Origin of the sequence: Thermococcus sp., assembly GCF_026991495.1 — an archaeon.
GTDB lineage: Archaea > Methanobacteriota_B > Thermococci > Thermococcales > Thermococcaceae > Thermococcus.
The window spans coordinates 21,995-35,834 of sequence record NZ_JALXBJ010000025.1 but is presented as its reverse complement, the minus strand read 5'-3'; the positions used below and the strand labels follow the sequence as shown (position 1 = coordinate 35,834).

The 13,840-nt window shown below is 55.4% G+C and carries 13 protein-coding genes, 2 tRNA genes and 1 rRNA gene; 12 read left to right on the top strand and 4 right to left on the bottom strand.

Translation table 11 applies throughout. The annotated features are described in order from the left end of the window. Positions 1-48: 48 nt before the first annotated feature. From MVB78_RS03180 to MVB78_RS03160, 5 genes are all read left to right on the top strand, one after another. Positions 49-1,665 carry a cysteine protease gene (locus MVB78_RS03180; RefSeq protein ID WP_297487751.1) on the top strand — a complete coding sequence of 539 codons (1,617 nt, stop codon included), beginning with the start codon at positions 49-51 and terminating at the stop codon, positions 1,663-1,665. Further along, a complete protein-coding gene (locus tag MVB78_RS03175; RefSeq protein WP_297487749.1) occupies positions 1,665-2,288 on the top strand; it encodes a hypothetical protein in 624 nt (207 codons plus the stop codon). The genes MVB78_RS03180 and MVB78_RS03175 overlap by 1 nt, the downstream gene beginning before the upstream one ends. Before the next feature lie 2 nt (positions 2,289-2,290). Further along, positions 2,291-2,446, top strand: a complete 156-nt coding sequence (locus MVB78_RS03170; protein WP_297487747.1) for a hypothetical protein — start codon at positions 2,291-2,293, stop codon at positions 2,444-2,446. A 95-nt stretch (positions 2,447-2,541) separates the two neighbouring features. Beyond that, positions 2,542-4,161, top strand: a complete 1,620-nt coding sequence (locus MVB78_RS03165; RefSeq protein WP_297487746.1) for a dihydropteroate synthase-like protein — start codon at positions 2,542-2,544, stop codon at positions 4,159-4,161. 51 nt (positions 4,162-4,212) lie between these two features. Next, complete coding sequence (locus MVB78_RS03160; protein ID WP_297487744.1) at positions 4,213-4,785, top strand: cyclase family protein; 573 nt, start codon at positions 4,213-4,215, stop codon at positions 4,783-4,785. On the opposite strand, the gene MVB78_RS03155 is transcribed toward MVB78_RS03160, so the two are convergent. Beyond that, a complete protein-coding gene (locus tag MVB78_RS03155) occupies positions 4,775-5,791 on the bottom strand; it encodes a hypothetical protein (RefSeq protein ID WP_297487742.1) in 1,017 nt (338 codons plus the stop codon). The two genes, MVB78_RS03160 and MVB78_RS03155, sit on opposite strands and share 11 nt — an antisense overlap. Positions 5,792-5,910: 119 nt before the next feature. Here MVB78_RS03155 and rrf point away from each other — a divergent pair. Next, positions 5,911-6,032, top strand: a 5S ribosomal RNA gene (rrf, locus tag MVB78_RS03150). Positions 6,033-6,040: 8 nt separating this feature from the next. After that, positions 6,041-6,118 (top strand) — tRNA-Asp (locus tag MVB78_RS03145). 719 nt (positions 6,119-6,837) lie between these two features. On the opposite strand, the gene MVB78_RS03140 is transcribed toward MVB78_RS03145, so the two are convergent. Together MVB78_RS03140 and asnS are read right to left on the bottom strand one after the other, a co-directional pair. After that, a tRNA-Arg gene (locus tag MVB78_RS03140) sits at positions 6,838-6,914 on the bottom strand. A 225-nt stretch (positions 6,915-7,139) separates the two neighbouring features. After that, positions 7,140-8,435 carry an asparagine--tRNA ligase gene (gene asnS / locus MVB78_RS03135; RefSeq protein ID WP_297487740.1) on the bottom strand — a complete coding sequence of 432 codons (1,296 nt, stop codon included), beginning with the start codon at positions 8,433-8,435 and terminating at the stop codon, positions 7,140-7,142. A gap of 328 nt (positions 8,436-8,763) precedes the next feature. Here asnS and MVB78_RS03130 point away from each other — a divergent pair, with 328 nt between their 5' ends. Then, the gene (locus tag MVB78_RS03130) at positions 8,764-8,967 is read left to right on the top strand and encodes a 30S ribosomal protein S17e (RefSeq protein WP_297487840.1); all 204 of its coding nucleotides are present in this window, start codon (positions 8,764-8,766) and stop codon (positions 8,965-8,967) included. 24 nt (positions 8,968-8,991) lie between these two features. Here the strand turns inward: MVB78_RS03130 and MVB78_RS03125 are convergent, their stop codons facing one another. Continuing rightward, positions 8,992-9,582 carry an ArsR family transcriptional regulator gene (locus MVB78_RS03125; RefSeq protein WP_297487738.1) on the bottom strand — a complete coding sequence of 197 codons (591 nt, stop codon included), beginning with the start codon at positions 9,580-9,582 and terminating at the stop codon, positions 8,992-8,994. 103 nt (positions 9,583-9,685) lie between these two features. On the opposite strand from MVB78_RS03125, the gene MVB78_RS03120 reads away from it, so the two are divergent. The 4 genes from MVB78_RS03120 to mpgS all read left to right on the top strand — a co-directional run bounded on the left by MVB78_RS03120 (position 9,686) and on the right by mpgS (position 13,839). Continuing rightward, on the top strand, positions 9,686-9,985 hold the full coding sequence (locus tag MVB78_RS03120) for a DUF424 domain-containing protein (RefSeq protein ID WP_297487736.1): 300 nt from the start codon (positions 9,686-9,688) through the stop codon (positions 9,983-9,985). 39 nt (positions 9,986-10,024) lie between these two features. Next, positions 10,025-11,194: a 60S ribosomal export protein NMD3 gene (locus MVB78_RS03115; RefSeq protein ID WP_297487734.1), complete on the top strand. Its 1,170-nt coding sequence runs from the start codon at positions 10,025-10,027 to the stop codon at positions 11,192-11,194. A gap of 33 nt (positions 11,195-11,227) precedes the next feature. Beyond that, entirely contained in the window at positions 11,228-12,589 is a 1,362-nt protein-coding gene (locus MVB78_RS03110; RefSeq protein WP_297487732.1) for an ADP-specific glucokinase, read from the top strand. Positions 12,590-12,657: 68 nt separating this feature from the next. Then, complete coding sequence (mpgS, locus tag MVB78_RS03105) at positions 12,658-13,839, top strand: mannosyl-3-phosphoglycerate synthase (protein ID WP_297487730.1); 1,182 nt, start codon at positions 12,658-12,660, stop codon at positions 13,837-13,839. Position 13,840 lies beyond the last annotated feature (1 nt).

The window sequence follows — 13,840 nt, the reverse complement described above, 5'->3', positions numbered from 1 at the left end:
GCCAATTGATAAGTAGAGGTTTGCCCCACTTGCCCGTGAGGTGATTCCATGAACCTTAAAGTGGTAGGCTCCGCGGTTTTGGCCTTACTCCTGATCTTTTCCCTTCTCGGTTACGCCGGGGCCTTCGGGAGGAGTTCCAAGGCTGGAAAAATCGAGTACACCGTCTACGCCAAGGACAGCATAATGTCCGGGATATACAAAGTCTATGGAAACCCCGACTTGGGGTTCTGGGTGGCGAAGGTGGTGATCCACAACTCCGGAGGGGCCCCGGTAACGAACGTCCACGTAAAATACTCCATCGACAACTACGCACCCGAGGTCGAGAAGACTTATCCGATCATAGTCCCCAACGGCACCGTAGTGGATCTTTACTACCCCATAATCTCAAGCGATGTCACCAAGCTCAGCTCCGCCACGCCTTCGAACCTGAGGATCAAGATAACCTACGAGTCCAACGGGAAGATCCACGAGGAGAGCACGACTAAGACCATAAAGATCTTAGGTATCAACGACTTCGTGTTCTCATCGCTGAGCCCGGAGGAGAGCACGGGCAGTTTCTACGACACATTCAGCAACACGCCCTTCATAGCCGCGTGGGTGACCCCGAGCGACCCCGTTGTCAGGGAGTTCGCGGACATGGGCAACAAGCTGGCCGGGGGAGCCGGGGCAAGCCTGAGCGACGACGAGGCGGTGAAGAGCCTGAGCGGGATATGGGAGCTCGCCGTCAGAAACGGCTTCTCCTACAAAACTGAGGCATCGGACTACTGGACAGGGAAGTTTGCGGAGCACGTGATGTACCCCCGCGACGTCATCAGGGACAAGAGCGGTACGTGCATAGACCTGGCCATCTGGTTTGCTTCGCTGGCGATGTCCCAGGGGCTGAAGGCCTACCTGGTTCTCATACCGGGCCATGCTTTCCCCCTGATCCAGCTCCCCAGCGGTTCAATAATCCCCGTTGAGGCAACGACAATAAACGACGGCGTTTCGTTCCAGGAGGCAGTTCAGGCTGGAGTAAACACCTGGCAGAAAGCCGTGAGCGGTCCGCACATCATCGTTGACATCGCTGAGATGCACAGTAAGGGGATAATTCCGCCCGAGCTCCCCGAACTTCCAGCCGATGTGCTGAGCAAGTGGGGTATAACCCTTCAGGGAGCTGGAGGGAACGCGGGTGGAAATAACGGTGGTAATGGAGGTGGAGGGAACCCCAACAACGGGGGAGGCAACAACGGTGGAAACGGTGGGGCGCAGACCCAGTGGAGCGCGTACAACGGGGAATACTTCTCCTTCGAGTACCCCGCCGGCTGGGATGCCCCCCAGGAGTACGGGGGAGAGGTTTACCTCGTGAGCCCCGACGGGGAGTTTGAGTTCATGGTTCTCTACCAGGAAGGGGCGAGCGTGGAGGACATGGTCTCGGCCTTTGAGAACAGCCTGGTCAAGGGTGGGGTTCAGGTAAACGCCCGGCAGGAAGCCCAGGGCAGCATAGCGGGCATGAACGTTTACGCAGTCCTGTACTCCCTCTCGACTGACTACGGCGACTACACTGCCGTTGCCAGGTATTTCACGAGCGGCGGAGTTGGCTACGCGGTCATCTACGACTTCCCGAAGAACAACGAGGACTACAACCAGCTCGGGGAGCACATAGTGGGTAGCTTTAAGCTGAGGTGATGGAAATGAAGTGGTATCTCGTTACCTTTGCTATCCTGCTGCTCCTCCCGTTGATAATGGCACAGGGCATAAATATCGAGGAGTACAAGGTGGACGGAAACATGAAGGTTACCGTTGATGAGGTCGGGAACGCCCAGGTCGTTGAGGTCTGGAAGTTCACCCCCAACCTGTACCTTCAGATGAAGCAGGCGTACCCAACTACCTACATGCTGAAGAGGGAGTTCGAGAACAAGAGGAGCGACGTTGAGTACAGGAACATGAAGATAGAGTGGGACGACTCGAACAACCGGCTGAAGGCAAGCTACACGATGCTCGGTGCGGCCGTGAACAAGGGCTCCCACTGGGAACTCGACCTCGGCGGCGATGATGTAACCCTCTCAAGCAGGAATGGAAACACCCTCGTCCTCACCTCCGCCCGGCCCATCTTCGACGGCCAGGGCAGGGTGATAGAGACGGCCACGGTCGTTCTCCCGAAGGGGGCTAAGAACATAAAGATCGACGGGAGCGTCATAAAGTACGAGCTGCCCTATAAGGAAAGCGGGGCCAACAAAATCTTCCTCGCACTGGCTGCGCTCACAGGGATAGGACTTGTGCTGCTGAACGTCCCCCTCAAGAGGGGGTAGTCATGATCAGGGAGCTCAAGCGGGATCTCGTGGACTACATAGAGAAGACCACTGGCGTGGACAAGGAGACCATAGTGAAGGTTCTCTGCGCCGAGGATAGCTTTCTACTGCAGCAGATAGACGAAGTCCTGGGAAACAGCGGGGGAAGCGGCTTTTGAGCCTTCCCCCTTTTATTGGGTTCGACATGGGAAAGACCAGGGGAAAAGCCAACGGGAGCCGAAGGGCATTTAAGTTCACCATCAAAAACACTAACATGCGGAAGCCCGGGAGGATCCTCCTCGTCACAGGAAAGCTCGCCGAGCCCCTGGTGAGGAAGTACGGAAAGGGCTGTGATGTCTTCGCGGCCCCGGTCAGTGTCGCGGCCTTTCTAACGCCCGAGCTTATCGCCCGCTACCTGAAAAGGGCCGGGATTCGAAGTGGGGACTACGGCCTCATCCTAATCCCGGGCCTCGTTCGCGGTTCCGCTCAGGTCATTGAGAACGAGCTCGGAATTCCTGCCTTCAAAGGGCCGAGGAACGCTATGGACTTGCCTCAGACCATTAAAGCCCTCAGGGATGGGTTCAAGCTGAGCAGGGAAGTTCCTGCAGACGAGCTCTTCTCGGTCAACGCGCTCAAGAAGGTCGAAGACATCCGAAACAAAACCCGGGACAGACGCTACATCGAGAGGGCTCTCAGAAAACCCTGGAACGTCCCCATCGGGAACCTCCCAGCGGGTAGGGACTTCCCGGCGAGGATTTTAGGTGAGGTGGTTGACGCCCCAAAGCTCGGCCTTGAAAAGACCGTTGAAAAGGCCCTCTACTACCTCAACGAAGGCGCTGACATAGTTGACGTCGGAATGATTTCTGGAGAGAGCAATCTCGACTTCATAGAGGAAATCCCGGAGATCCGCGAGCGACTCAAAGAGAGTGGCTTCGATGTCCCAATAAGCTTTGACTCGCTCAAGGCGGCGGAGATTGAGAGGGCTTTAGACTACGCGGATCTATTCCTCAGCGTTGATGCCGGAAACATTGAGGAGCTTGTGACTGAGAAGCCCGTTGTTTTAATACCAACCAACCAGAGGGAAGGCTTCTTCCCCACGAAGTCGGGAGAGCGCGTCGAGTTCCTCGAAAGGCTGAAGGAGAAAGCCTCTGATTTGGGCTACAAGACAGTCATCCCCGACCCCGTCCTTGAGCAGGTGCCCCACTTAGCGCGCTCCATCACAGCCTTCCAGCTCTACCGCGAGAGGAACCCCGATGATGTCCTGCTCGCGGGCGTTGGCAACGTGGTGGAGCTTTATGATGCAGACAGCGTTGGGATGAACGCATTGCTCGCTGGAATCGCTAAGGAGCTCTCGATAAACCTGCTTCTAACCACCGAAGTCAGCACTAAGGCAAGGGGCTCCGTCAGGGAGCTGAAGCGAGCGGTGGACATGAACCTCTTCGATTCACCAAAAGACCTCGGCTTTAACCTCCTGATGCTAAAGGAGAAGCGGGCAAGGGAGTGGAGGTTTGAGCCGGCTGAGAAAATCGTAGAGGCCGAGGAGAAGCCGGTTGAATTAGAACCGATTTACTTCCGCGTCTGGATCGAGAGCGGGAGGATCTGGGTGAACGCCTACCGCGGGACGAAGGCGGTGCTCACGATAACCGGAAAAAGCCCGAACGCGATAATAGACGCCATCTTAGAGCACTTCGATATAAGCCCGAGGCACGCCTTCTACCTTGGGAGGGAGATGGAGAGGGCTAAAACCGCTTTGAAGATCAGGAGAAGCTACGTCCAGGAGTTGGAGCTTTTCAGCGATTTCTACCTGGGCGAAGGGCTGGGAAAAGAGGGAGGAGACGAAGGAGTGGAAGCGGGCCTCGGGAGGGGCGATAGGGGTTCAGGCGGCCGGGAGTGAAACCTGGGAGGAGGGGCAAGGTTTATATGGAGAAAGGCCCTTTATGAAACGATGAAACTCGTTGACCTGTCCATTCCACTTAGTGAGGGGACGCCGCCCTACCCTGGCGACCCTGAGATAAAGGTGAAGCCCTGGGCTTTCATAGACAGGGACGGCTACTACATGAACGTCTTGAAACTCGGGGAGCACTCTGGTACGCACGTCGATGCACCGGCGCACCTCATTCCAGGCGGTAAGACCGTGGACGAGATGCCCCTTGACAGCTTCATCGGGCCTGGCCTCGTCGTAGACGTCAGGGGAGGAGAGGGAGAGGTATCCCTCGATGAGGTTCCGGAGGAAGCTTACTCCGGCAGGATCGTGCTTTTCCTAACTGGAGGCAGGGAGCTCTCCCCCGAGGTCGCCCTCTTCCTTGCGGCCCAGGGGGCGAAGGCCGTGGGGACTGACTCAGCGAGCATCGGGAACGAGGACGTGCACACGATACTCCTGAGCGAGGAGATACCGATTTTCGAGAACCTGACCAACATCGAGGAGGTACTGGGAGAAGAGTTCACCTTCGTGGCCTTTCCCCTGAAGATTGAGGGCGGCTCTGGAAGCCCGGTCAGGGCAGTGGCCATCATTGAGTAGAGTCTTCGCCTTCTTCGGTCCGTTCGAGGAGCGTCTTCAGGGCTTCGGTTAGTTTCTCATTCTTCTCCCGTAGCCTACCGTTCTCGGCTTCGAGCTCCTCGACCCTCTCCTGGAGGCGTTTCAGCTCGTTGAGAACAGGGGTTACCTTGGATTTGGGGACGCAGTTCGATTTCATCCTCTCCACTATGTTCAGGGCTTCCTCTAAGCTGCCCGCCCCGGTGAGCTGCATGAGCCTCTTCTCCATTGCTGACAGAGAGTTGAGCCTCTTCTCGTACTCCTGAACCCTGCGGTGCAGATCCTCTATACTGCGGTTCATTTCCCTGTACTCCTCAAGTCTCTTGCGGAGCTTCTCGGCTTCCTCCCTTACCCTGTCGAGCTCTGAATTGATGCGCTTCAGCTTCATCCTTAGATCGTAGTTCTCCACCGCGAGCCGTTCGTCCCTCTCCTGCATCTCCCTGAGGGACTTTGCGAGCTCTGCCCCTATCCCGAGTACCGAGCCCCTCAGCTCTTCCTCCAGGGCACGGACCCTTTTGTCAACGAGCTCCTCTATCAGACGCGAGTAGCGCTCCTCTACCTTGGAAGAAAGCTGGACGTTGCCGGCTTCAAGGCGCTCCTCAAGCTCGCTTATCTTTGGCAGCATGTTCCCTATTCCCTCAACGAGAAGGAGCTTCCTCTGGACGTCCTCCATTGAAGACTCAAGGTTCTTGATGCGCTTTTCAAGGGCCGAATCGCGCTCCCTCATCTCGGTCCTCGTGTCGTCGAGCCTCTCCTCAAGTGCATGAAGCTTCTCGTTGAGGAGGTTCTTCTCGGTATGGAACTCCCTGGTGAGGGCGGCCACAGACTGAAGGGCCAAGAGGGAGTAGTCCTTTATGTTCTCCGACTCTGGGATGGCCGCCTTTATGGCCTCCCACTCCCTCAGGCTCTTGAGCTCGGAGACTATGTCGAGGTGCCTCTCCTTCAGGTAGTCCCAGCTGAGGCCACCCTTTCCCTTGTCGAACATTTTCATCAGTCAGGTTTCAGCGCCAAATTTTATATAGCTTTTGTGTAGGTCATTACGATTTTTTATAGTTAAAAGCTGAGGGCCACCGCAAAGCTTATAAACTCCCCTCGAGAGGGCAGTACCGGTACGGCGGCCAGGGCGGCGGGGTTACACCCGGTCTCGTTTCGACCCCGGAAGTTAAGCCCGCCAGCGTTCCCGGTAGTACTGCCCTCCGAGAGGGGGCGGGAACCCGGGAACGCCGCCGGCCACTCAAGCGCCCGGGTGGTGTAGCCCGGCCTATCATACGGGACTGTCACTCCCGTGACCCGGGTTCAAATCCCGGCCCGGGCGCCATACAGCCCTTTCTGACGAAAGCACTGGCGGAATGTTAAGTACTGCCCTTGATGTGTTCCCAAGACTTGTACGTGCTTTTGTTTGATGTGTTTTTGGAGGCGTTCACTCTTTTAAAAAGGCCCTATTTAAATGGGGTTTAACTTGAATAGCGCCCTTTGGGCGCAAAAGACGTAACCCACTAAGTGTCTAGTCATTCTGTCTGAGAAAGCCCTCTAAGACTTCCCCTCATTAGGCACGTACGAACTTTTCAAGGCTATTCTCTTGAACTATTTGGCCAACCTTTGGGCAAGCAAAGGTTGTATCTCGTCCGAAGGGCACTTTCTTAAGTAGACAACCACAAAGAATCAGATTAGGAGAAACCCAGTTAAAATGGAACTCTTAAAAAAAAAAGGTACACACTGCTTCCGCCAGCGCTGAAGCTTTTAGAAAAAGCTTCACCAAAAGCTTGTAGCTTTTCTTCAAAAAGATCCTGATGCAAGAACCTTTACTCCCAAGTGCTTATTTTCGAGAGAGAGCAAGTTGAAATAAACCTCAAAATAGGGTTTACTCTCTTCTTGACGTCTGGAAGCGTCGATTTTAAAGCTAAACCTTATACCTACATAAGCAGATCAAAAAGCTCTCATGCCCAAAATGGCCAGTGGATAGAAAAATCACTTAGGATTTCGAGTTTTAAAAGGAGCCACGGACTTTGATGAAACTTTGCGCAGGCAAAGTTTCTGTGGCGGGCCCGGCGGGATTCGAACCCGCGACCTCCGGCTTAGAAGGCCGGCGCCCTGTCCTGCTAGGCTACGGGCCCGTGCAATGGATAGAACAGAATCACGCTTTTAAGCTTTGTCCTGCAAAGTTTCTCTGGTGGGCATCTGAAAAGCTTCAGTTGTCTACTGTTGGGATTCCAAGGCTCAGGAAATTCGTTTCTGTGGCTGTCCCGCATTTGAATCCTCTCAAGAATGCTGATAAAGGGCCTCTCCATGGAAAGGGAAAAAAGAACCCTACCCGCGAGCGCTTTGCACCAGCAAAGTTCTCACGGGTAAAGCCTGCTCGGCGTCCTCGGGAAGAGCGTGGCCCAGCGGACGTGGTCGAGCTTGAGAACCCATGCCACGAGCCTCTCCAAGCCGAGGCCGAAGCCGCTGTGCGGAACGCTGCCGTACTTCCTGAGGTCGAGGTACCACTCGTAGTTCTTCGGGTCCATTCCCTCCTCGATTATGCGCCGCACAAGCTTGTCGTAGTCGTCCTCACGCTGGCTCCCCCCGATAACCTCGCCGTATCCCTCGGGCGCGAGCATGTCCGCGGCCAATACCTTCCGTGGGTCACTGGGGTCTTCCTTCATGTAGAAGGCCTTTATGCCCTTTGGGTAGCCGTAGACGAAGAACGGGCTCTCGAACTCCTCCGTTAGAACCCTCTCCTCGTCCGCCCCCATGTCCTCGCCCCACTCTATCCGGACGCCCTTGCTCTGGAGTATGTCTATAGCCTCGTCGTAGCTTATCCTCGGGAAGGGTGGGACCGTGTTCTTGAGGGTCTTGAGGTCGTCCTTGCGGTAGAGTTCAATCTCCTTCTTCCGGAGTTCAAGCGCCCGCCCTACCATGTAGCTCACCAGCTCCTCCTCGACCTTCATGATGTCCCAGAGGTCCATCCACGCGGCCTCAAGTTCAAGGTGCCAGAACTCTGTCAGATGCCTTCTCGTTCTGCTCTTCTCGGCCCTGAAGCTTGGCGTGAGCGACCACACCTTTTCAAGGCTGAAGATGGCCGCCTCAAGGTAGAGCTGGGCCGACTGACTCAGATAAGCGGTCTTGTCGAAGTACTTGAGCTTGAAGAGGGTTGCCCCCCCTTCGACCGCTCCCGTGACGAGTATCGGCGGAAAAACCTCGTACCAGCCGTCTTGGAGCAGCCACTCCCTGGCCGCCTGCATTAGTGCTGCCTTAACCTTCATAACGGCCGCGACCTTGGGTGAGTGGAGGTGCAGGTGCCTGACGTCGAGGAGGAAATCGCGGCTCGCATCCTTTGTTATGGGGAAGAACTCGACGTTCTGGATCACTTCGATCTTCTCGGCCCGGACTTCGGCCCCAGTTGGGGCGCGTGAATCGGCTTTGACCGTCCCCTCTATCACAACGCTTGACTCTATTCCGAGAGTTCTGGCAACCCGGTACGCATCCTCGCTTAGATCCTTGGAGAACACCACCTGAACTATGCCGCTTGAGTCCCTGAGGACTATGAAGACCTTTTTACCGACCTCCCTCTTCCTGTAAACCCATCCGGCAAGCTTAACGTGTTCACCCTCCATTTCGGGTGTTACATCGGCGCAGTAAACTTTATCTATCATACAACCACCTCCTTGGGCTTTGATGACGGCTTTATAACGGTAGCGATTACTCTAAGGGACAGCAGAAGAGCGATTGAACCACGGCTCCAACGCGGTGAGCCCCTTGGTTATCTTCATCAGTGGGGGCATGTGGGCCTCTCTGCATTTTAAGATTTAAATCCTTTGCCCCTCGGGATAACGATACGTCATTTAGCTTAAATAGGGTGATGAATTTCTTCCAAATACCGCCCGCATTACTCCCGGCTGCTCGAACGCCAATGAGCAAGGGAAAAGTTTTAAAACAGGCCCGGAAATTTGCTATGGCTTTCAAGGTAACGGAGGGATGAGAATGGGTAACATCAAGCAGACTTTCATCAAGAGGGTTGCTCGCGAGCTGTTTGACCGCTATCCCGACCAGTTCATGGCCGACTTCGAGTACAACAAGAAGAAGGTCGAGGAGCTCACCAACGTGACCAGCAAAACCATCAGGAACAGGATAGCTGGCTACATAACCAAGCTCGTGAGGATGAAGGAAGAGGGTAAGATACTCTGAATTCAGTTCTTCTTTTCAGACTTTCTAAAAGCCCTCTATCTTCTCCCGCAGGTCCTTCGGAAGCCTCGCCTTTATCTCTTTGAACAGAGCCTCAAAGGTTCTCTCGTCTTCGGTGTAGGTTCTGCGCATCAGGTTCTCTATGTATGTCTCGACGAGGAGCCTGACCTCCTCAAGTTCGCTCTTCAGTCTCATCGTCTCATCGAGCTTTTCCTCAAGCTCATCGAGGAAATCGACGAGATCCCTGAGCTTTTCATCGAGGGGCTCCGTGGACTTTATGATCGACCTGGCCTCCTCGTATAGAACGCCCTTCCCCCTTCCCTTTGGTTCGTAGAGCTCGGTGCCGAAGAGGTACGGCGTGAGCATGACCTCCAGCCTGAAGCCGCGGCTTATGGCGTAGTACTTCCTCGGCCTCCCCCGCGGGATCCTCTCGGTTCGCTCCTCAACGAGTCCGACGCTCTTGAGTATCCTGAGGTGTTCAAGTACTGCCTTCTGGCCAACGCCCAGTTCTTGGCTCAGCTCGCTGACGTAGTACGGTCTTCTTGTGAGCAGGATCAGTATCTTCCGCCGCGTCCTGTTCCCAAGCACATCTAGGAGCCTCCCCATGTCTGATTCCATGGTACCACCCCCTAATCTAACTTAATGTAAGGAAAAATCCCTATAAACCTTTTGGTCGGAGGCAGGTTTATAAGCCATGTTTGCCCAGGCTTAGCGGTGAGGTATGATATACATCAAGGTCTACCGGGTTCAAGGGGAGGTTCTTTTAGCGGCATGCGACGAGGAACTGCTCGGGAAGACCTTCAGGGAGGGCGAGTTCAAGCTGGAGGTCAAGGAGAGGTTCTACGGGGGCGAGCTCGTGGAGGAGGGCAGGCTCAGGGAACTGTTGGAGGAGGCCACGATAGCAAACCTGACCGGCGAGCGCTGCGTCTCCAAGGCCATAGACCTCGGCTACGTGGACCCGGATAGGGTTCTCCGCATCCAGGGGGTTCCGCACGCCCAGATGGCCAAGCTGTTCCTCTAACTTTTTAAACCTCCAGCCTTCTTCTCAACTGGTGAGACCATGGGCGAGCGCTTCTGCTACCGCTGCGGGATAAGCGAGGAGGAAGGTGGACCGCTCATCGAGGGCCTCTGCCAGGTTTGCTACCGTAAGGAAAACCCTGTGCTCCTCATTTCGGATGAAATCAACACGGAGCTCTGTGGAAACTGCGGGAGCTACAAGAAGAGGGGAGTGTGGGTTGACCCAAAGAGCTACAACCTGGAAGAGCTCATATTCGAGGTCGCCGACAGCGCACTCCTTGAGGCCCTCGAGGATTCGCTGAGCGAGAAGGTTAAGGAGTTCGAGGTCGTTTCGATGGAAGAGCTTGAGGACGTGGAAAACCTTCCCGTTGGCAAAGCGGTCATCGCCTTCACCCCGGTAAGCTGGCACATAGAGCATTTCCCCGCGATAGTTACCTACGAGGTTCGCGTTAAGGCCAGAACCCACGAGCTCCAGCGCGAGCTCCACGACGAGAGGAAGTACGTTACGGTCTACGTTAGGCAGACGGTCTGTCCCCGCTGTCAGAAGTTCCTCGGTGGCTACTTCGAGGCCATTCTGCAGGTTCGCGCCGAGGGAAGGCCCCTGAGCGATGAGGAGAGGAAGGCCATAGGAAAGCTCGTTGAGGAGAAGGTTGATGAAATAATGCGCAGGGACAGGATGGGCTTCATACAGGACACCATCGAGAAGGAGGAGGGGCTCGACTTCTACATGGGTTCAACGTCGAGCGCGAGGAAGCTCGCACAGGCGATAAGAGAGCGCTTCGGTGGCACGATAAGTGAGGCCTATGAGCTCGTTGGCATGGACAGGCAGACGAGCAAGGAAACCTACAGGACGAGCGTCAGCGTGAGAATCCCGAAGTTTAGGCGGGGAGACATAGTTTCCGATAGGGCCGGCAACGTCTACGAGGTAACCGCTGTGGATGGAAAGGGCATCTCTCTGAGGAACCTCTCAACCGGCAGGGGGGAGCACAGGGACTGGAAGACCGCGAGGAGGGATGGCCTCGACACGGTGGAGCACGAGGAGAGCGAGGCGATGGTGACGAGCATCGGCAGGGAGGAGGTTCAGATGATGGATATGGGGAACTACCAGACCTACGAGGTCGAGAAGCCCCCGGTGGAGCTGAGCGAGGGCGAGGTTTACAGGATGGTCGAGGTGAGGGGGAGGAGGTACTTCCTCAGGCGCAAGTCTTATTAGCTCTCCCATCTTTTTCACTCTTGGTGATACTTAGTGGCCTGGGATGCTCTCTATTCATCCGCTTTTAGGGGCGTGAAGGGCAGGATTGGAAGGGCCGGAAGGGTTCTCTTAGCTTACAACACGAACGTAGATGCTGTGAAGTACCTGGAGAGAAAAGACCTTGAAAAGCGCGTTGAGAGGGCCGGAAAGGATGAAGTCCTCCACTACGCCGATGAGCTTCCCAAAAGGATAGAGAACGTCCCGCAGTTGCTCGGCTCGATCCTCTGGAGCATAAAGAGGGGAAAAGCGGCCGAACTTTTCGTCGAGAGCTGTTCAACGCGCTTCTACATGAGGCAATGGGGCTGGGACGAGCTCAGGATGGGCGGTCAGGTCGGCATAATGGCTAACCTCCTCGGCGGTGTCTACGGCGTTCCTGTAATTTCTCACGTCCCCCAGCTTTCCGGCCTTCAGGCGAGCCTTTTTAAGAACGGGCCGATATACGTTCCGAAAGTTGAGGACGGAAGACTAAAGCTCGTCCATCCGAAAGAGTTCGCGGGAGACGAGGAGAACTGCCTACACTACATCTACGAGTTTCCGAGGGGCTTTAGGGTCTTTGACCTTGAGGCACCGAGGGAGAACCGCTTCATAGGCTCGGCCGACGACTACAATCCCAATCTCTACATAAGGCCCGAGTTCAGGGAGCGCTTTGGGGAGATTGTAGAAAGCGTTGAGGTGGCGATAATCAGTGGCCTCCAGGCGCTTACGAAGGAAAACTACCGCGAGCCCCTGGATGTTGTCGAGGAACACCTTGAGGTTCTCAAGAAGCTCGGAATCCCGGTTCATCTTGAGTTCGCCTTCACCCCAGACGAGACGGTGAGAAAAGCCATCCTCTGTTTACTCGGCAATTTCTGGAGTGTTGGCCTAAACGAGGTCGAGCTGGCCTCGGTAATGGAGGTAATAGGCGAGAAAGGCCTTGCCGAGAAGCTCCTCGCGAGAGACCCCGTTGACCCGATAGCCGTCACCGAGGCCATGCTCAAGCTCGCCGAGAAGACGGGCGTCAAGAGGATACACTTCCACACCTACGGCTACTACCTCGCCCTAACGGACTACAAAGGTGAATTCGTCCGCGATGCCCTCCTCTTCTCGGCCTTAGCAGCTGCCGCCAAGGCGAAGCTCGGCGATGTCCGCTCGATAGACGATATCGCCAAAGCAATGGACGTTCCTGTCAATGAGAAGGCCAAAGCCGTTGAGGAGGCCCTCTCAAAGGAGTACGGCATGAAAGATGGCATAGCCGAAGTCGATTCCTATCAGCTGGCTTTCATTCCAACGAAGATAGTGGCCAAGCCCAAGTCAACCGTTGGGATAGGCGACACCATCTCAAGCTCGGCTTTCGTTGGTGAGTTCGCCCTCCGCTGAGGCAAAACCTTTTAGGGAGTTTTCTTTTATTTACCTCCGGTAGGTAAACTTTTCGGGGGGGTGGTAGCTTGCTACTTGAGGCCCCTGTTTACAAGGAGCTGTTCGGCGCGGTGGAGATATACGAGGTCCTCAAGGTCATCAAGCTCGACAGCCAGACCAGGGAGGTCGGCTCGCTCACGGTGAAGAACGTTCCCAGGGAGGACATCTACAAAACTCTTGAGGACATTGCGGTGGTAGTTCCGATGAAGAACGAGAAGCTCCAGCTCGTTGACGGCGTCCTCAAGGCTATTCCTCATCAGTGTCCCATCATAATAGTCTCCAACAGCAAACGAGAAGGCCCCAACGTCTTCAAGCAGGAGGTTGACTTGGTAAAGCACTTCTACAGCCTCACGAAGTCGAGGATAGTCATGGTGCACCAGCGCGACCCGGGGATAGGAGAAGCATTCAGGGAGGTCGGTTACACGGACATACTGGATGGTGAGAGCGTGAGGAGCGGGAAAGGCGAGGGAATGATAATCGGAGTGCTTCTGGCTAAGGCCCTTGGGGCCAAATACGTCGGCTTTGTTGACGCGGACAACTACATACCCGGGTCGGTAAACGAGTACGTGAAGGACTACGCGGCTGGCTTCCTTATGAGCGAGAGCGACTACTCGATGGTCAGGCTGAGCTGGCGCCACAAGCCCAAGGTGAGCACGAGAGGTTTGTACTTCAGGAAGTGGGGTAGGGTTAGCGAGATAACGAACCGCTACATGAACGCCCTCTTCGGCGTTGCCACGGGCTTCGAGACGAGCATAATAGTCACCGGCAACGCCGGCGAGCACGCGATGAGCATGAAGTTGGCGGATGTCATGCCCTTCTCCACCGGCTACTCCATAGAGCCCTACGAGTTAGTTTACCTCTTCGAGACCTTCGGGCAGTGGAAGGAGAGGGAGAAGTTCAAAGAGGTCTACGACCAGGGCGTCGAGGTTTTCCAGATAGAGACGCTGAACCCCCATCTCCACGAGGACAAGGGGCAGGAGCACGTCAGGGACATGATACTCAGCTCGCTTGGGACGATATACCACTCCGAGCTCGCCACCGAGTCCCTGAGGAATGCCATACTTGAAGATCTCAGGATACACTCTCTAATCGGGGAGAAAGAGGAACCACCAAAGCCAAAGGTTATGCCCTCAATTGGAGAGGTAGATGTTGAGAGGTGGATGAAAGCAGTTGAGAGCGAGTCGGACACGCTCTTGAAGTTCGAGGTGTGAA